This window comes from Candidatus Woesearchaeota archaeon B3_Woes (assembly GCA_005222965.1).
Lineage (GTDB): Archaea > Nanobdellota > Nanobdellia > Woesearchaeales > B3-WOES > B3-WOES.
Window position 1 is genome coordinate 41,742 of sequence record NJBG01000001.1, and the last position, 17,545, is coordinate 59,286.

Annotated in this window: 19 protein-coding genes; 7 read left to right on the forward strand and 12 right to left on the reverse strand. The window is 29.7% G+C overall.

Annotated features, from left to right (window positions below; translation table 11 throughout):
* The first annotated feature begins 3 nt into the window (after window positions 1-3).
* From rpoA1 to CEE44_00270, 4 genes are read left to right on the forward strand one after another with little or no spacing between them, the layout of a single operon-like run.
* Window positions 4-2,733 (forward strand): DNA-directed RNA polymerase subunit A', encoded by a 2,730-nt coding sequence (gene rpoA1, locus CEE44_00255; GenBank protein ID TKJ16954.1) that lies wholly within the window; start codon window positions 4-6, stop codon window positions 2,731-2,733.
* Window positions 2,730-3,827: a DNA-directed RNA polymerase subunit A'' gene (locus CEE44_00260; protein ID TKJ16955.1), complete on the forward strand. Its 1,098-nt coding sequence runs from the start codon at window positions 2,730-2,732 to the stop codon at window positions 3,825-3,827. The genes rpoA1 and CEE44_00260 overlap by 4 nt, the downstream gene beginning before the upstream one ends.
* Complete coding sequence (locus CEE44_00265) at window positions 3,824-4,105, forward strand: 50S ribosomal protein L30 (GenBank protein ID TKJ16956.1); 282 nt, start codon at window positions 3,824-3,826, stop codon at window positions 4,103-4,105. Before CEE44_00260 ends, CEE44_00265 begins: the two co-directional genes overlap by 4 nt.
* Window positions 4,105-4,518 carry a transcription elongation factor NusA gene (locus tag CEE44_00270; GenBank protein TKJ16957.1) on the forward strand — a complete coding sequence of 138 codons (414 nt, stop codon included), beginning with the start codon at window positions 4,105-4,107 and terminating at the stop codon, window positions 4,516-4,518. Before CEE44_00265 ends, CEE44_00270 begins: the two co-directional genes overlap by 1 nt.
* A gap of 2 nt (window positions 4,519-4,520) precedes the next feature.
* Here the strand turns inward: CEE44_00270 and CEE44_00275 are convergent, their stop codons facing one another.
* Window positions 4,521-5,420: a hypothetical protein gene (locus CEE44_00275; GenBank protein TKJ16958.1), complete on the reverse strand. Its 900-nt coding sequence runs from the start codon at window positions 5,418-5,420 to the stop codon at window positions 4,521-4,523.
* Window positions 5,421-5,577: 157 nt separating this feature from the next.
* Here CEE44_00275 and CEE44_00280 point away from each other — a divergent pair, with 157 nt between their 5' ends.
* From CEE44_00280 to CEE44_00290, 3 genes are all read left to right on the forward strand, one after another.
* Window positions 5,578-5,760: a hypothetical protein gene (locus CEE44_00280; protein ID TKJ16959.1), complete on the forward strand. Its 183-nt coding sequence runs from the start codon at window positions 5,578-5,580 to the stop codon at window positions 5,758-5,760.
* A 289-nt stretch (window positions 5,761-6,049) separates the two neighbouring features.
* Entirely contained in the window at window positions 6,050-7,030 is a 981-nt protein-coding gene (locus tag CEE44_00285; GenBank protein TKJ16960.1) for a UGMP family protein, read from the forward strand.
* Window positions 7,031-7,088: 58 nt separating this feature from the next.
* Entirely contained in the window at window positions 7,089-7,748 is a 660-nt protein-coding gene (locus tag CEE44_00290) for a hypothetical protein (protein ID TKJ16961.1), read from the forward strand.
* Here the strand turns inward: CEE44_00290 and CEE44_00295 are convergent.
* The 11 genes from CEE44_00295 to CEE44_00345 form a co-directional block, all read right to left on the reverse strand.
* Window positions 7,745-9,061, reverse strand: a complete 1,317-nt coding sequence (locus CEE44_00295) for a phosphopyruvate hydratase (protein TKJ16962.1) — start codon at window positions 9,059-9,061, stop codon at window positions 7,745-7,747. The genes CEE44_00290 and CEE44_00295 overlap by 4 nt on opposite strands.
* Before the next feature lie 82 nt (window positions 9,062-9,143).
* Window positions 9,144-9,605, reverse strand: a complete 462-nt coding sequence (locus CEE44_00300; GenBank protein ID TKJ16963.1) for a hypothetical protein — start codon at window positions 9,603-9,605, stop codon at window positions 9,144-9,146.
* Window positions 9,606-9,706: 101 nt separating this feature from the next.
* A complete protein-coding gene (locus CEE44_00305) occupies window positions 9,707-10,504 on the reverse strand; it encodes a hypothetical protein (GenBank protein TKJ16964.1) in 798 nt (265 codons plus the stop codon).
* Window positions 10,501-10,674: a ribosome biogenesis protein gene (locus CEE44_00310; GenBank protein TKJ16965.1), complete on the reverse strand. Its 174-nt coding sequence runs from the start codon at window positions 10,672-10,674 to the stop codon at window positions 10,501-10,503. Before CEE44_00310 ends, CEE44_00305 begins: the two co-directional genes overlap by 4 nt.
* Before the next feature lie 339 nt (window positions 10,675-11,013).
* A complete protein-coding gene (locus CEE44_00315; GenBank protein ID TKJ16966.1) occupies window positions 11,014-11,637 on the reverse strand; it encodes a hypothetical protein in 624 nt (207 codons plus the stop codon).
* Window positions 11,634-11,906, reverse strand: a complete 273-nt coding sequence (locus CEE44_00320) for a hypothetical protein (GenBank protein TKJ16967.1) — start codon at window positions 11,904-11,906, stop codon at window positions 11,634-11,636. The genes CEE44_00315 and CEE44_00320 overlap by 4 nt, the downstream gene beginning before the upstream one ends.
* A 244-nt stretch (window positions 11,907-12,150) precedes the next feature.
* The gene (locus CEE44_00325) at window positions 12,151-12,933 is read right to left on the reverse strand and encodes a hypothetical protein (GenBank protein ID TKJ16968.1); all 783 of its coding nucleotides are present in this window, start codon (window positions 12,931-12,933) and stop codon (window positions 12,151-12,153) included.
* Between the two features lie 2 nt (window positions 12,934-12,935).
* Entirely contained in the window at window positions 12,936-13,121 is a 186-nt protein-coding gene (locus CEE44_00330) for a 30S ribosomal protein S27e (GenBank protein TKJ16969.1), read from the reverse strand.
* Window positions 13,122-13,183: 62 nt separating this feature from the next.
* On the reverse strand, window positions 13,184-13,987 hold the full coding sequence (locus CEE44_00335) for a nucleotidyltransferase (GenBank protein TKJ16970.1): 804 nt from the start codon (window positions 13,985-13,987) through the stop codon (window positions 13,184-13,186).
* 39 nt (window positions 13,988-14,026) lie between these two features.
* On the reverse strand, window positions 14,027-16,933 hold the full coding sequence (locus tag CEE44_00340) for an ATP-dependent helicase (protein TKJ16971.1): 2,907 nt from the start codon (window positions 16,931-16,933) through the stop codon (window positions 14,027-14,029).
* Window positions 16,934-16,979: 46 nt separating this feature from the next.
* Window positions 16,980-17,543 carry a hypothetical protein gene (locus tag CEE44_00345; GenBank protein ID TKJ16972.1) on the reverse strand — a complete coding sequence of 188 codons (564 nt, stop codon included), beginning with the start codon at window positions 17,541-17,543 and terminating at the stop codon, window positions 16,980-16,982.
* Window positions 17,544-17,545: the final 2 nt, after the last annotated feature.

Genomic DNA, 17,545 nt, shown 5'->3' on the forward strand with positions numbered 1-17,545 from the left:
AGCATGGCTAAAAAAGAAACAAAGGAAAAGGAAGTCAAAGAACCTGTTGAAGAAAAAGCAGAAGAAGTTGTTGAACCCATAGAAGAGACCAAAGAGGTTCCAGAAGTAGAAGATCTTCCAGAAGAAAAGGGTTCTAAAGAACCTGTTGAAGAAAAAAAGATCGATTTTGAATCCCACCAACATGTTCATAAACAAATTAGGAGTATTGAATTTGGTACTCTGAGTCCTGAATTAATAAAAAAGATGGCTTCTGCTAAGATAGTCACACCTGAATTATATGATAGAGAAGGATATCCTGTTGATGGTGGACTAATGGATATAAGATTAGGAGTAATTGATCCTGGATTAAAATGTAAGACATGTGGAAGTAAATTAAAAGAATGTATTGGACATTTTGGTTATATAGAGTTAGCAAGACCAATAATCCACATAAAATTTGTTAGTATAATATTAAATATCCTTAAATCAACTTGTAGAGATTGTGGACGTGTTCTAATTCCTAAAACTAAGATTGCTAAATGTTTAGATGAATTAAAAGAAGCCGAAAAAGAAAGCGGATTAGCTGGAAGAAGGAAGAAAATAAGACAGATCATAACAAATCTTAAATCTCAAAACAAATGCCCTTATTGTCAAGTTAAACAACAAAAAATAAATCTTGAAAAACCATCAACATTTATTGAAAACGAAAAAAGAATAAGCCCAATAGAAGTTAGAACAAGACTTGAAAAAGTTACAGATGATGATTTATCTTTATTCGGGATAAATGCAAAAGTAGCAAGACCTGAATGGATGGTATTAACTATAATGGCAATACCACCGGTAACAATGAGACCTTCTATAACTCTAGAATCTGGAGAAAGAAGCGAAGATGATCTAACACATAAAATAGGAGATATCGTAAGAATAAATCAAAGATTATTTGAAAATATAAATGCAGGAGCTCCTGAAATAATTATTGAAGATTTGTGGGATTTATTACAATACCATGTTACAACTTTCTTTGATAATGCTGTTGCTCAACTGCCACCAGCAAGGCATCGTTCAGGACAGCCTCTTAAAACAATAACAGAAAGAATAAAAAGCAAACAAGGAAGAATAAGGCAAAATTTAGCTGGAAAAAGAACAAATTTTTCTTCCAGAACAGTTATTAGTCCTGATCCTAATCTACAATTAAACGAGGTTGGAGTACCTATGGAAATTGCTACAATCCTAACAGTACCAGAAAGAGTCACTGAATGGAATATAGAATATCTTAAGGGATTTATTAAAAGAGGATCTCATGTTTACCCTGGAGCAAATTATGTTATAAGACCTGGTGGAAAAAAGAAAAGAATAACAGAAGAGACAAAGGAGGCAAGCCTAGAAGAGATTGAACAAGGTTATATTGTTGAAAGACACCTATTAGATGGGGATGTTGCAATCTTCAACAGACAACCATCTCTTCATAGAATGTCTATGATGTGTCACAAAGTAAGAATCTTAGCTGGTAAAACATTTAGATTAAGCCCAGCAGTATGTAATCCTTATAACGCTGATTTTGATGGGGACGAAATGAACCTGCATATTCCTCAAACAGAAGAAGCGAGAGCAGAAGCAGAAATTTTGATGCAGGTTCAAACTCAACTAATTTCTCCAAGATATGGTCTTAGTGTAATGGGATGTAAACAAGATGCCATTAGTGGTAATTATATCCTAACCACAAATAATTTCAAAATGAAAAGAGATGATGCTGTTGATTTATTATATAACCTTGGTATAAATAATTTCTCAAAATTACCTAAGAAAAAAGAAGTTAGTGGTCAGGAAGTATTTAGTACACTCTTACCTGATGATTTTGATTTCAAAGGAACAGATAGGACAGGTAAACCTGTGATAATTAAAAATGGTGTACTTAATGAGGGTTGTGTAATTGATAAAAATGCTGTTGGAGAAGAAGCAGGACTTATTCTAAGAGCATTACACAAAAAATATGGTGCAGATGACGCTGTAATTATTATCAGTAATATATTTAGATTGGGAATTGGTGTTTTATTAAAAAATGGATTTTCAATCACATTGTCAGATACAGATTTACCTAAGAACGCAAGAGAGGAAGTCGATGAAATATTCACAAATGTGAAGCAAGATGTTCAAAATTTAATTAATTCTTATTATAAAGGAGAATTAGAAGTATTCCCTGGAAAAACAGCATCTGAAACACTAGAACTAAGAATTTTAGAGTTATTAAATAAAGAGAGAAATAAAGTAGGACAGGTTGTTATGGATTATTGTCATAAAGGAACATCTTCAATTATAATGGCTGATAGTGGGGCTAGGGGAAATTCATTAAATTTAGCACAGATGGCAGCTTGTGTTGGTCAGCAGGCTATGCGTGGTCAAAGAATTACTAAAGGTTATAACAAAAGGACTTTGTCTTCTTTCAAAAAAGGAGATTTAGGTTCTGAATCTCATGGATTTATCCAAAATGGGTTCAAACAAGGATTAAATCCTTTTGAATTCTTCTTTGGATCAATAACAGGTCGTGACAGTCTTATGGATACTGCTTTAAGAACACCTAAGTCTGGTTATCTCTATAGAAGATTATCCAACGCTTTGCAGGACCTAAAAGTAGAGTATGATCATACAGTAAGAGACGCAAGCAAAAAGATTATTCAATTTAAATATGGTGAAGATGGTGTTGATGTAAGTAAATCAGAAGAAGGAGTAATAAATGTTGATAGAGTTATAAAATGAGAGACGAAATAGAGTTAACACCCAAACTGAAAAAGGAGCTAAAAGAAAAGAAAGCTAGTGAAGCTAACATTAAAAAGGTTGCACAGGAATACAAAGAAGCGCTTATTTCTCCTGGAGAATCTGTTGGAATCATCTCTGCTGAATCAATTGGAGAACCAGGTACACAGATGACATTAAACACTTTCCACTTTGCTGGTGTTGCAGAAATGAACGTTACAATGGGTTTGCCAAGAATAATAGAAATCCTTGATGGAAGAAAAACAATTGCTACACCAATGATGGAAATCTATCTTAATAAACCCCATAATAAAGGTAAAAATATTATGCAGATTGCAGCATCTATAAAAGAAACAATGCTTAATGAAGTTGCCTCAGAATTTTCCATTAATATTGTCGATTTCACAATAGAAATAAAATTAGATAGAGAAAAAATGAGGGAAATAGGCATAAATATTACAACTGTCGCAAATGCTATCTCTAAATCTATTAAAAAAATAAAAGTTAAACAAAAAGAAGATAACATTGTTATAAAAATAAAAGAAAAAGAGGAAAATCTGAATGAAATTTATAAACTCAAAGAAAAACTAAAAACAGTTTTCATAAAAGGTATAAAAAACATCAAACAGGTTTTGCCAGTAAAAAGAAAAGAAGAATTCATAATTATAACAGCTGGATCAAATATCAAAGAGATCCTTGACTTAGATTTTGTTGACAAATCAAGAACAATAACAAATGATCTTTATGAAACAGAAAAAGTACTAGGCATTGAAGCTACAAGACAATTAATAATATCAGAAGTCTATAAAGTTATTGAAAGCCAGGGTCTTAATGTTGATATAAGACATATTATGCTTGTTGCAGATACAATGTGCAATAATGGAACAATAGAAGGAGTTACAAGATATGGTGTTGTGAGTAGAAAATCTTCTGTTTTAGCAAGGGCTTCTTTTGAAACACCCCTAAACCATATAATTGACTCATCCTTAGTTGGAGATATAGATCTATTAACTTCTGTAGTTGAAAACGTTATGCTTAATCAACCAGTTCCAGTAGGTACTGGATTGCCTGATTTGATAACAAAGGTGAAAAAATGAGTCAAAAAGATATAACTGATATCAAAAAGAATTTAGCTGCAAAAAAACTAATTAAAGGTGCAAAAGAAAACATAAAAAACATTAAGCTTGGCAAGATTTCTAAAGTTTATATAAGCCAAAATTGCCCAGAAAATATACAAAATGATATAATAAAATATACGAAAATAGCTAAAATTGATTCTATTATATTAAATGAATCAAGCGAAGAGTTGGGAGTTATATGCAAAAAACCTTTTTCTATCTCAATTTTAAGTTTTATAAAAGAGAATAAAAAATAATGACAAAAATAAAATATGATACTAATCTCATAAAACTTATTTCTTTATTTGAAACATTAACCAGAGCAAAGGTTAAAGATTGTATTGATAGTAATATCTTGATGTTCGTAGTTAAACAAGGAGAAATAGGTAAAGCGATTGGTAAAAAAGGCTCTAACATCAAAAGAATTGAGAACGTATTAAAAAGAAAGATAAAAATTGTTGAATTTGATGATGATATTGAGATTTTTGTTAAAAATCTTATATCACCACTAAAAGTAGAAAACATAACAAAAGAAGATGACACAATCATAATAAGTGATGCAAATAACCAAACAAAAGGGAAACTAAAAGGAAGAGATTCTCAAAACATTAAAGAATATAAAAAGATAGTTTCTAGATATTTTGATATAGAAGATATTGTTGTTAAATAAAACTAATAATGAATTTCTGTTGGAAGGTGTTTTATTTTAGCTGCTATATTATGTAAAAAACTCAATATAACATAATCTGTGTTGTTGTGTTTCATCATTTTTATAAGTTTTCTAATAAAACTTTTTATTCCTCTATCAAAGTTTAATAATGATTCACTATCAAATTTATTAAATAAACTATAAACCTCTTCAAAATATTGTGAAATTTCTTCAAATAATACTTTTGTTTTTTTATTAATATTAAGTTTATTTTTAATCATATACCTACAAATATCTCTTAAATCATCAACAATCTCTTCAACACAATGGATAAGATAATAGATAGAATTTGTTTTGTTTTCGTCTTTTTTATATCCTTCTCTATTCAAGAGTCTAAGTGAAAAATACGTCAATTTATTGTTTGTTCCTTCTAATGCTATAAGATTATTAAGTTTATTTATATCATTATTATTTAATGCATTTATCATATCTTTCATTATTGATATTGTGGACCAGAAAATTCTTTTGATTATATTATCTAAATCATTATCAAGAGCACTAGCAATGCTTTTTATAATACAATAATTTGGTTCTTGAGTTATAATTTCATAACCCATCAAGAATTGCACTTGATCTGATACTAAACTGAATATTCCAGGATCTTTATAATTTATTTTTATTTCTGTATATCCTTGAATGTATGGTGAAAACAACAACATTCTTCTAAATCCATCAGGGCTTTTAATTGTTAACTCTAATTTTTTTTCTTTTTTATTTAAAGATGGGGGACTTATTGTCAATCCTTTTTGAGATTCTACTACATCTAAAGCTTCTCCTTTTTTAATACCATGCTTAAGTGCCCATTTTCTAGGTAAAGATATTAGTTGTGTAGAATTTCCTATCTGTATAACCTTTCGTTGCATTAAACCACCTATTTCACCGAAGTATAAACTAATATATAAATGTTTTGAATTTATATAAATCTCATTTTTATATAATTTTTATAAAATTTAAGGCAAAATTATATATATTTTCTAAATATATATCTATATTATAAGATAGTGGGGGTTATGCAAAAATTTGTCAAAAATAAGGGGTGTTAATATGGCAATTAGAAGAATAAGGTCAGGTTGGGAGGAAGATATTGAAGAAGAGGGAACATTTTATTCAGAAAGCAAAAGAGAATCGCTCGTGGAAAATGACGAGATAAGCCCTAGAGAAGAAGCATTTATGATGGGTTGGGAAAACGCTGAAGAAGAATAAAATGCTATATGAAGATAAATTTGGGAATCTTTTGATCCAGGATGACGTTGGATGTTTGTCTCAATGGGAAATTGAAGAAAAAGGCATACATAAATTAGATGATTATAAACAAGCTTAGGAGGTGAAAATGTTATATGAAGATAAATTTGGGGTTTTTTGGATTCAAGAAGAAGTTGATAAACTTCCAGCATTTAAAGTTAAAGAATTAGAATTAAGTCCATCATACGACGAAGATCTTTTTGATTAAGATAACATAAAACTTATAAAACAATAACTTATACTACTTCTTATGATATGTTTAGGTATAGAATCTACAGCTCACACTTTTGGTGCAGGTATTATAAACAATAAAGGAGACATCTTAGCTAATGTTAAAGATAGCTATACTACTGAAAAAGGAGGGATTCATCCTACTTTTGCTAAAGAACACCATATAAAATGTGCTAACAAAGTTATTAAAGAAGCATTAAAACAAGCCAAACTAAAAGAATATGATATTGATTTAATCTCTTTTTCACAAGCACCTGGTTTACCACCTTGTCTAGTAGTAGGAATGGAAAAAGCAAAAGAATTAGCTAAAAAACTAGATTTGCCTCTTGTTGGAGTTAATCATTGTATAGCTCATTTAGAAATTGGAAAACTATTAACAAAAGCAAAAGATCCGGTTTTATTATATGCTTCTGGCGCAAACACACAAATCATTGCTTATGATGGTGGAAAATATCGTATTTTTGGTGAAACACTAGATAATGGTGTTGGAAATTTCTTAGATGGTTTTGCAAGACACCTAGGAATTGGTTTTCCAGGAGGACCTAAAATAGCAGAACTAGCTTCAAAAGGAAAAAACTATATTGAAATACCCTATGTTGTAAAAGGAATGGATATCTCAGTAGGAGGAATTTTAACCAATCTTAAACAAAAATATGATAGTAATAAATTCACAAAAGAAGATTTAGCATACTCCACTCAAGAAACAGTCTTTGCAATGTTGCTTGAAGTAACAGAACGTGCAATGGCTCACTGCCAAAAAAAAGAATTATTGTTAGGGGGGGGGGTTGCATGCAATACAAGATTACAAGAAATGTCTGAAATCATGTGCAAAGAAAGAGGTGCAAAATTCTTTGTTCCACCAAGAAATGTTCTAGTAGATAACGGGCTTATGATAGCATGGCAGGGAATACTACAAAAAAAACAAGCAACAAAAGATTATTCCAGCTTAGATATTAGACCAAAAGAAAGAACCAACGAAGTTATGGTTAAATGGTCGTGATTATTTGATTTCCGACATATTTAAATATGAGTTATAGGATTATTAATATGGGGGTAAAATGAGTCAAGAAATAGAATCTAAAGATATTATTGTCACTTATGATACTCTATTTGAAATTCTAAGAAACGAAAAAACAAAAGAAGATTTACAAAAACTTCATGATACTTTTTTTCATGATGCAACTAACTATCTTAATGAAAAACAGAACATTCTAAATGATAACAAAGATCAAAAAGGTCTTTTTGAATCTGATGAAAAAGAAAAAACACTTCATCAAATAGGGAACATAAAGAAAATATTAACAGATATATATGAAAGAAGAGAGAAAAAGATAATAAATATGGCTGTAAATAAATCAAGATATTCTTCAAATATAATAGATAATTCTGCTCTGCTTGATGAAGAAAAATTGTTTTATGAAATGATAATAAGCCTATTAGACAGCCAAAGAGATAAGATTCTTGATAAATTACTAAAAGGACAACACTTTACAAAACCAGAACAAACAGAAACAAAAGAGGAGTTTAAACCAGCAGATGAAATTCCTAAAGAAGAATCTACCAAACTTGTAAGATTTCTAACAGCAGTACCTCAGTTCATGGGAGAGGATATGCTTGAATACGGTCCTTATGAAGAAGAGGATGTTTCTAAACTACCTATAGAAATAGCAGATGTTTTAATAAAAAAAGAAAGAGCTGAAGAAATAAAAGAAAACTAAGGTTCTCTAAAGTGTTCTCCTGCATAACTGCATCTATCACCTAATTCTTCTTCAATTCTTAATAATTGATTATACTTTGCCAATCTTTCAGATCTACAAGGGGCTCCTGATTTTATCTGACCAGCCCTTAATCCAACTGCCAGATCAGCTATAAAAGAATCCTCTGTTTCACCACTCCTATGACTTACCATAACCCCCCATCCTGCTTCTTTTGCTTCTCTGCAAGCATCAATTGCTTCACTAATAGTTCCTATTTGATTTACTTTTAACAATAAAGCATTGCACGCATTCTGCTCAATCGCTTTTGCTATTCTTTTAGGATTTGTAACCAATAAATCATCTCCAACAATCTGTATTTGATCACCAAATTCAGCAGTAAACTTAACATAAGACTCCCAATCATCCTGATCAAAAGGGTCTTCTATTGATATAACAGAAAAATCTTTGATAAATTTTGCATACATTTCACTTAATTCTTCTGACGTTATTTTATTTTCCTGGATAGGATCCTTAAAATTTAAATCATACAATCCTTCATCATAAAACTCAGAAGCTGCACAATCCATGCTTATCTTAATATCAATTTCCTCTAAAAGTTCTGCTTTCTTAATAGCATCTTTTAAAATACTCAACGCTTCACTACCTTTAACAATATTTGGCATAAATCCACCTTCATCTCCAACACCAGTAGCTGCTTTTCCATATTTATTAGAAATAATTTCTTTTAGAATATGATAAACCTTAGAACCAATACGCAGTGCTTCTTTAAAAGAAGTTACTTTTGTTGGCATAAACATAAATTCCTGTAAAGCCAATTGATTATCCGCATGCTTGCCTCCATTAATAACATTAAAGCTTGGCACCGGCATTATATAATGATCAGTTGGCTCTCCAGCAAGTTCAGCAATATGTTGATATAAAGGAACTTTCTTAGCAGCTGCTCCTGCTCTACAAACAGCCATTGAAACAGCTAACATAGCATTTGCGCCTAAATTAGTTTTATTTTCTGTTCCATCCAAAGAAATCAAACTATCATCAATCTCTTTTTGTTGTGTACAATCCATATTTACAATATTTTCTACTATCTGTAAATTAACATGATTAACAGCTGTTAAAACACCTTTTCCAGAATACCTTGAATTATTATTGTCTCTTAATTCTAATGCTTCATATACACCAGTAGAAGTACCAGAAGGAACAGCAGCCCTAAAAACTCCATCTTTGGTAAAAACATCAACCTCTACAGTAGGATTCCCTCTGGAATCTAGTATTTCTCTAGCTTTGACAGACTCTATTTTAGACATATTAATAATCTAAGAATTAAGATATATAAACATTACTAAATTATGTGCTTTGATAGGTACAAAAGAAAATAAAATTTCTTTTATATTAATTTTAAAACCCTAATCTACTCATAAACAAATTAAATCTAAATGCTTCTATATAAAATTTAATATAATCACCATAAAATAACCAAATTAAAAAAATTATAATACAAATTATTATAAATGTAATAACTACGTTTCCACCAGAATCATGATAATGATGAACTTCTCTAATATTTTGATTATGTTTATTAGTCGTCTCCTCATTTACATTATGAGATTTGTTAAAGATTATTTCTTTAATTTTCTTTATATTATCATTATTAGGATGTAATATTAAAGCAGCTCCAATAACTTCTTTTGCTCTATTATGCCTTCCTAATGCGAAAAGACTATTTGCTTTATTACATAGAACTGTCGCATCAATTGCATTTAGTTTTAATGATTCTTCAAAACATTCAAGAGCTTTTTTATAATCTCCTTCGCTATAATATTTTGATCCTTCAATATTTAATTCATGTGCAGTGACCATTCTATCTTTGATTTTTTATTATCTTCTCTACCCCTATTATCAATATAAGAACTAAACTATAAAAATATTACTAAAAAAGAACGCTCTAATTTATTACTAAATTATCCAATATAATTAACAGGATCCCTGCTAATTTTTCCACCTAATTTCTTCAAAGCAGATTTTTGAGAAAGTTCTCCTAACTGCTCTGATCTTATCAAATCATCTTTTTCAATTAACTCAATCTCTTTATTTAAATCTTTTAGATCAATTCCAATTGAATACTTTTTATTCATAATATTAATTATCTCTTTTGCACCTTTTATTCCAATATGAATAGGATGAGCAGAGGTTTCTGCTAATAACGAAACAGAATTTATCTTTCTTTTTTTAGCTAATCCGACCAATAAACCAGAAACACCAATTATTGGTCCAACAACACCAAAAAGCTTTTCATTTATCTTAAATCCATTCTTAAAATTCTTTACAGCAGATTTAGTATTACCTGTACAATACACTTTAGGTTTTTTTGGTTCATCCTGTAACCCAATTCCACCCAAAGTTACAATCTCTTTACATCCAAAATCTTTGGCAATATCGAGTATTTTTTCGCAAAATTCATAACAACTTTGCTCATCTGTTGGCTGTACATCTCCTCCTAATATTAATAAATCCCTTTTCTTTGATTGTTTATAATATATTGATATTAAAGGCAGCTCAACTAAATTATTTTCAGTTACAAAAACAGAATGTGGAAAACTATGCGAGGTAATGTCATAGAGTTTTTTTGCTTTTATTTCATCTGTAATAAAATCTGTTACAATCTTCCCAACATTACCTATACCAGGCAATCCTTCTATAAGAACTGGATTTTTTAATTTTGGTTTTTTTCCAATCAAAGTTATATCAAATTTGCTCATAATAATCCCTTTTTGATGAATTCTTCTTTTTTAGCCTTTCTTCTGTAATCCCCATATTTATCTTCAGGACTATATTTTGGTGGTTTAGCCATAAAAGCATTTCCACCACACCCACAATTTTCATTCATAGTATAATGTCCACACTCAGAACATTTTAAAATGTGTTTCATTAGTCAGAAGAATACAACCTTATTTATAAAATTTGTTATTAAAATTATTTCTCAATTCTCTTATCTTTATTTGAGTTCTAAAACTTTCTTCTATTTAGTTCTTGATTTTCTTTAATTAACTCCTGTATATCCATCTATATGGCATAATTGACGTCATCTCCGCTTAAACTTGTAGTAGTTCCTCTATTAGTATATTTGTTGAAGTTATTATAAAAATCATCTGCTATAACATTATTTTGATTTTATCTTCCATTTAACACCACTCACTCCTGCCCATATCACAAAGAGTTAATTTTAAAGCAACATTCTCTTATTTAAACCTTTTGTTGAGGCATTTTTTCACATTTTACATACTGTTTCTTTTAAATTATATTTCACATCAAAATTATTAAATATTTGGATCATATCATCATTAAAACTTGCTTTAACCATTAATACATTTCTTCCAAGAACATATATATTTTTTTTGTCAATAATTCCTTTATATTCTACTAAAACATCTTTTCCTTTTTTCTTATATTTGACTTTTTTCCCGTGCAATAGTTTAGAAAATAATGTCCTTTTTTTTGATTTATAAGCATTATATTCATAAATATAATAAGGCTTTAATCCTAATGCATCCAAATTAAACAAGATTCTGGTATAATTATCGACAATGATTTTTCCTTCTAATAAAAGTTTTTGAAGTAATGTATGATCCTCTACTGTTGTTTTTCTGCCTTGAAATTCAGGATGAATCTTAACACCATATTTAATTCCTATTCTTTCCAATTCATCTTCCAATTTTTTTGTAAATGTTTTTTGAGGCTTTATCTGATCAACAACAATAAATAAATCCAAATCAGAATGCCTTAAAGAATAATCTCCTCTGGCAACAGAGCCATATAATATAATTTTTAGAATTTTATCATGATGCAAATATTTTTGCCTGACATCATTAATGGCTTTTTCAAACTTGTTCATTTGAGTTCATCATTAGCTATTTCTGCAAAGCTTTTAATCACTTTATATTTTTCACCATTAACAGCCCTATAAGTTACCATTCCTCTTGTTTCCTGCATTTTTTTGTATTCAAAAAACATTTCAGAATTTTTAAATTCCTTAATATTGGTGTAAATATTGCTTGTTCTATTCTCATGATCGCCTGAATGCAAAGGGTTCTTCATCTTTGCAAACACATACTCAACTGCGTTTATTGAGGCATAAAAGTAATTTTGTGCAGCAACAGTCATTAAAGCTAATCTTTTGTCCTTATCTGCCTCATTCTTAAGCTCTTGTCTATGTTTACAGCTATCTCATAATGTTTTTCAGATGCGGTTTTATGTTGTTCTGCTTTCATTTTCACATATTTGAAAAATAAGGTTAGTTTATAGTATTATTTGCATATATGTGCAAATATATAAAGCTTTCCTTTATTCATAAGCCAAAACCTTTTGTTGAGAATTTTGAACATAAAATTCACAAAAACCAAAAACTTTATTTTTCAATTCTCTTAAAACTAGCAACACCTTTATTCTTTTCCATAAAATTTATAGCTGATTCAGTAACATTCTTTAATATTTTCTCAGCTCCTTTGTAATCGTCAGCTGTAATAATAATATTATAGTCTCCTCCTCCACCATATCTTATTACAACACTCTCTTTTCCACTATTTTCTGCTTTTGCTAGAGCTTGTTTTACGATTTCAATGCCATCTCCTTCATAACTTTTTAGTGAAAGATTACCATAAATAACTATTTTAGGAGGTTTCATCCTCTCTTTTATCATATTAGTTAGTTTTTCTGCTGATTCTTTTTCTATACCTAATTCTTCTAATGATACTTTATTCTGTACAACATCATTAAAACAATCATTTAAACCACTATAATTTAAACAAACCTTTTGGATTGTTGATTCATAAAATTGTTTTGCGTCTTTCTTTAATTCTTTTGCAATCTGCTCTACTATTTTTTCTGATTTTTGCTCTATTTTTATTGATTCTAACTTTCTTCTTTTTTGATTATCATTAACCCTTCTCAAACTTAAATCAATATGCCCTTTTTCTTGATTTATTCTTAAAACAACACAAACTATCTTCTTACCTTCTACTACATAATCTCTTAAGTTTCTTATTCTTCCAGGACTTATTTCAGAAATATGGACCATTCCCTGTTTGCTATATTCCTCAATATTAACAAAAACAGAATGACCAAATATTTTTGTAACTGTACAAAGCAATAATTCTCCTTCCTTGGGGAATCCTTTTTTTTGTAATTTCATAATTACTCTAGAACTTCTAATACTCTTGCCTTTACTCTTGCTTTTCCACCATTTGGTTCAGCTAGGATTTTTCCACATACAAGACATTTTACAGTTGAACTTGCTTTACCAAACATTATCTGTTCGTTTTTGCATTTAGGGCATCTTATTTTTACAAATTTTGATGTTGGTTCTTCCATTATTTTCATATTCTACCACCTTAATTATAATAGAATGAGAGAATAAATAAGCATTTATAAAGCTTTATATTTTAACTATTTTTAAGCTGTTCTCTCATTTTTTCTTCATCTTCAGGATTAGTTACTCCTATCCAAATGTCATCTGTAGGAACCACTTTTATTTTCGTATCTTTTTCATTTTTAAAATTACTTACTGAGTTTGGCAATAAGAATTCTGTTTTTGGATCATTAGGATGCTCTTTTAAGAATTTTTTTAAAGCTTCTTCTAAATAATTAAAGAAATCTGGTTGCAAACCAAATAAATTCATAGATATTAGTTCCTCTCCTGAATAATTAGTTCCAACATCTTTTTTTAATATGTCAAATGTTTCTTTAATACCTTCCATATAATTTTCAGAATCTATTTTAATTATACCCCTATTTACACCACCATGTTTAGAAAGCACATTTTTAAGTTTATAACCAGGCAAACAATAACCACTTTCTGTTATTTTTAAATAATTAGCTATGTATTTCATAGTGTTTTTACCATAAAGATCATCACTATTTAATACGATGAAAGGTTCTTTAACAAATTCTTTTGCTGATAATAAAGCATGAGATGTTCCAAATGGTTTTTCCCTATAATCTGGTGTTTCTTGTATACAATATTCAACTGAATTTTCTAAGAAATTATCTTTGTAAACTTCTTTTAATGATTCCAATGTTTGAGGACTGGCAATTATCACAAATTTATTAAAACCTGCTTGTTTGGCTTGCTGCATTGATAAACCCATTAGTGTTTCATTATTTGGGCCTATTTGTATTAGGGCTTTAATTCTGCCACCAAATCTAGAAGCACGTCCTGCTGCCATATAAACCGCTGTTAAATTCATAACAAATCAAAGAAATAAGCTATTTATATATTTAATGGATTAAATCTCTTTTAATTTTTTAAAAACAAAAGTCTGAAGTTTTTTAGGCCATTCTTTTTTAATCTCTTTCTTATACTTCTCAACAGAATCAACAACATCCTGCCTAATGTTTTTATCTCCCTCTATTAGCCTAACTAATTCTTCTTTTGCGAATCTTGGAACGTGTTTAACATTCCACATCATTAATTTAAGTTCATGTAATTCCTCTTCTTCTTTAGTTAATTTTTTCTTCTGCTCATTTTCCCAAAGCTCATTATAATCAACATCTTTATCCATTATTTGGTTTTCTATCTGATTCTTATCAATATCTTTTTTAAGAGATAACTTTACTAAAACTTGATTATGCATTCTTCTTAAGAATTCTATTTTGTCCTCTATTTTCATTATATCTGTATAACCCTGAGCTATTAAACCAAATGCAAAAGGAGAAGGAACTAGTGTTGAAATTTCTTCTATTCTTATTTTTTTTGCTTCAATCTCTTTTAAGATATATTTAGTATTGTTAATATCCATTAAATCTTCTAAAACCTCTCTTTTGGCTTCCTTTAAAATCGAAAAATTAGGATTTATCCTCTTTAAAGCGCTCATCAAAATCATAGAACTTACCTGTTGTCTGCCAACTCTTTTTACTCTTCCTTTATAGTTCCTCAAAATCATCAAAGAACGAGTTGCACAATGCCTGAATCTTCTTTTCAAAACCTCTGTTTTGTCTATTGCCATATCCATTATTTTATCTATGTCTTTTGATTTTATTAATTTAAAAGATTTCATCAACATAATTTTTTTAGGTGAAGTAACATAAAACCCATTATCATTAATTCCAATTTCGACATCTCTGTGTTGTGATCTAGAAATTGCAAATGCTACAGCTCTTGACAAACAATCATTAACTCTCCTGCCAAACAAAGTATGGAATACATAATATATCTGATCCCCATTATCATATTGTTCAATTAATATTTTTTTATCAGAAGGTATTTTAGCATAATTATACTGCTCAAAAAAATAATCATATATCGCTCTAGAACCATTCTTATCTACATACAAATATTCATCAATAAATTTCAAAAGATTGGTTTTTGAAATCTTTTTTGTAAATTTGCCATCCATAAGCCGTCTAAACTTTCCTATTGCCAGACTTAAATCAAAACTTAATGGTAAAGATTCAGAAAACCATCTTGGAACAGTAGGTGGTCTGCTAACAGAAGCACTTACCTGCGCAACCATTCCACGTGAAAATTTAAACATATAAACAGAGCCACCCAAAACAAAAATATCTCCTGGTTTAAGCTTTTCTAAAAAAGCCTCTTCAATTGTACCAATAACTTGGTCGCCTATCTTAACAAGAACAGCAGTATTATCAGGAATAGTACCTATATTAGTCATATAAATGACCCTACCCATCTTTCCTTTTCTTCCTATTTTTCCCTTATTTCTCCATATCTTAGCATAAATATATCTGTCTTCTAAATCAACAAACTCTCCTGCTAAATAAGATAAAATCTCATTAAAATCTTCTAAAGCCAAATCCTGATAACAATAGCTTTTTCTAATTGTTTTATACAATTCTTTTTCTTCCCATGTCTGTTCCAAAGCCATTCCATCAATCTGCTGAGCCAAAACATCTAAACAATTTCTAGGAATATGTATTCTGTCTATCTTTTTTTCAATCGCTTCTTTAAGCAAGACAGCACACTCTACTAAGTCATCCCTGTCCAAAACAATTATCCTTCCTTTTGTCTTTTCATGAAGCTTATGTCCAGACCTGCCAATTCTCTGCAAAGCTCTTGCAACAGATTTTGGAGAACCCAGACAAATAACCAAATCGATATAACCTATATCAATACCTAATTCAAGAGAAGTGGAACAAACAACACATTTTAATTTTCCATCACGTAAATTCTTCTCAATCTTTGTTCTGTGTTCTTTGCTTAATGAACCATGATGAGCGCCTATATTACTTTTAACACCAGTTTTATCTTCTTCTGTAATCTCTTCAGTATAATTTTTAGGAAATTTTTCTCTTAAATGATGGACAACTCTTTCGGTAGCAGCCCTAGTATTTGTAAAAACCAGCGTTGTTTTATGATCTTGTATAAGTTTATCCATCAAATCATACATCTTATGGTGCATTTCTTCATGTGAAGCATCTATCAATTTTGGAACAGGACTTAAAACCTTTAAATCCATTTTTTTGATAAATTGAACATCAATAATTTTACACGGTCTTTTAGGACCTACTAGAAATTTAGCTATCTCTCCTAAAGGGGCTACTGTAGCGCTTAACCCTACTCTTGCCATATGAGAAGCAATATGACTTAATCTCTCTAAACTTAGATTTAAATGAACTCCTCTTTTATTTTCTGCTAAAGCATGGATCTCATCAATAATACACCAATCTACATTCTTTAGATGATCTTTAAATTTAATAGAAGATAAAAGAATAGCAAGACTTTCAGGAGTTGTAATTAAAATATGGGGAGGATTCTTAAGCATAGCAGTACGTTCTTTTGTTGTTGTATCTCCTGTTCTAACTCCTATCCTAATACCTAACTTTTTCCCGGCAATTTTCTCTATCTCTTTTAAAGGCTCAATTAAATTTACAGAAATATCATTTGACAAAGCCTTTAATGGTGAAATATAGACAGCATATATCCTGTCCTCAAGAATTCCTTTTTCAGACGAATCTATAAGTTCATTAAGTATAGATAAAAAAGCTGTTAGAGTTTTACCACTTCCAGTAGGAGCTGAAACCAAAACATTTTGACGGGAGTGTACTTCCATCAAAGCGTATTTTTGAGGAACAGCAAATTCCTTAAATTTCCCTTTAAACCATTTTTTTACAAGAGGGTGTAAAATAGAAAAAAGCTCCTTATCACTATCTGGTTTAGTCTTGTATTCTATCATTTTATATTTATAGGTAAATATTAATCTTATTTAAAATAAACTTATTTTAGAATTTTTGTTTTTCTATGATTTTAAAAGGGTAACCACGAAGATCTTCTTTTCCTACCTCAGCATTCAATTCTTTTAAAATAGAATAAAGATATGCTTTTCCTTTTTTTGGATCTTCAAAATGATTTTTTGCTTCAAGCTCGATATATGAACCAAGGCTTTTTACCTCATCTACTGCTATCTCAACATCTTTAAACATCCACGTACTTCTAGATTTTTCTACTACCACTATTTTTTTGAAATTGAGGCTTAGCAATATTTTCTTCATTAATTCTATATTATCAAGCTTAATTTCAAATTCATCACAATAGTCTGTTCTTTCCACATTTTCTGGATAGAAGTGTTTATAGTTCAATAAATTCTCTTTATTTGTTTCCCGTAACCTAAGCCATTCATAAGGGTATTTAACATCAAGAAAATCCCTATGAATTGGTGTGAAATAAGTATCTTTTTGAAAAAGATCTTTTGAAATAGGTTTTGCATTAGTATTTAGGAAATTAATCACGTCTTTTGGATTCTTCAAAGGAAATCTTAATTCAATTTCAATATCTTTATTTTCCATGT

What these genes read in the sequence shown, in the direction of transcription:
- CEE44_00275 (TKJ16958.1), bottom strand. Translation starts at nt 5,420, where the DNA reads ATGCAACGAAAGGTTATACAGATAGGAAATTCTACACAACTAATATCT.
- CEE44_00320 (TKJ16967.1), bottom strand. Translation starts at nt 11,906, where the DNA reads ATGACTGTTGCTGCACAAAATTACTTTTATGCCTCAATAAACGCAGTT.
- CEE44_00260 (TKJ16955.1), top strand. Translation starts at nt 2,730, where the DNA reads ATGAGAGACGAAATAGAGTTAACACCCAAACTGAAAAAGGAGCTAAAA.
- CEE44_00305 (TKJ16964.1), bottom strand. Translation starts at nt 10,504, where the DNA reads ATGAGCAAATTTGATATAACTTTGATTGGAAAAAAACCAAAATTAAAA.
- CEE44_00325 (TKJ16968.1), bottom strand. Translation starts at nt 12,933, where the DNA reads ATGAAATTACAAAAAAAAGGATTCCCCAAGGAAGGAGAATTATTGCTT.
- CEE44_00300 (TKJ16963.1), bottom strand. Translation starts at nt 9,605, where the DNA reads ATGGTCACTGCACATGAATTAAATATTGAAGGATCAAAATATTATAGC.
- CEE44_00340 (TKJ16971.1), bottom strand. Translation starts at nt 16,933, where the DNA reads ATGATAGAATACAAGACTAAACCAGATAGTGATAAGGAGCTTTTTTCT.
- CEE44_00310 (TKJ16965.1), bottom strand. Translation starts at nt 10,674, where the DNA reads ATGAAACACATTTTAAAATGTTCTGAGTGTGGACATTATACTATGAAT.
- CEE44_00290 (TKJ16961.1), top strand. Translation starts at nt 7,089, where the DNA reads ATGAGTCAAGAAATAGAATCTAAAGATATTATTGTCACTTATGATACT.
- CEE44_00335 (TKJ16970.1), bottom strand. Translation starts at nt 13,987, where the DNA reads ATGAATTTAACAGCGGTTTATATGGCAGCAGGACGTGCTTCTAGATTT.
- CEE44_00270 (TKJ16957.1), top strand. Translation starts at nt 4,105, where the DNA reads ATGACAAAAATAAAATATGATACTAATCTCATAAAACTTATTTCTTTA.
- CEE44_00285 (TKJ16960.1), top strand. Translation starts at nt 6,050, where the DNA reads ATGATATGTTTAGGTATAGAATCTACAGCTCACACTTTTGGTGCAGGT.
- CEE44_00315 (TKJ16966.1), bottom strand. Translation starts at nt 11,637, where the DNA reads ATGAACAAGTTTGAAAAAGCCATTAATGATGTCAGGCAAAAATATTTG.
- CEE44_00330 (TKJ16969.1), bottom strand. Translation starts at nt 13,121, where the DNA reads ATGAAAATAATGGAAGAACCAACATCAAAATTTGTAAAAATAAGATGC.
- CEE44_00345 (TKJ16972.1), bottom strand. Translation starts at nt 17,543, where the DNA reads ATGGAAAATAAAGATATTGAAATTGAATTAAGATTTCCTTTGAAGAAT.
- rpoA1 (TKJ16954.1), top strand. Translation starts at nt 4, where the DNA reads ATGGCTAAAAAAGAAACAAAGGAAAAGGAAGTCAAAGAACCTGTTGAA.
- CEE44_00265 (TKJ16956.1), top strand. Translation starts at nt 3,824, where the DNA reads ATGAGTCAAAAAGATATAACTGATATCAAAAAGAATTTAGCTGCAAAA.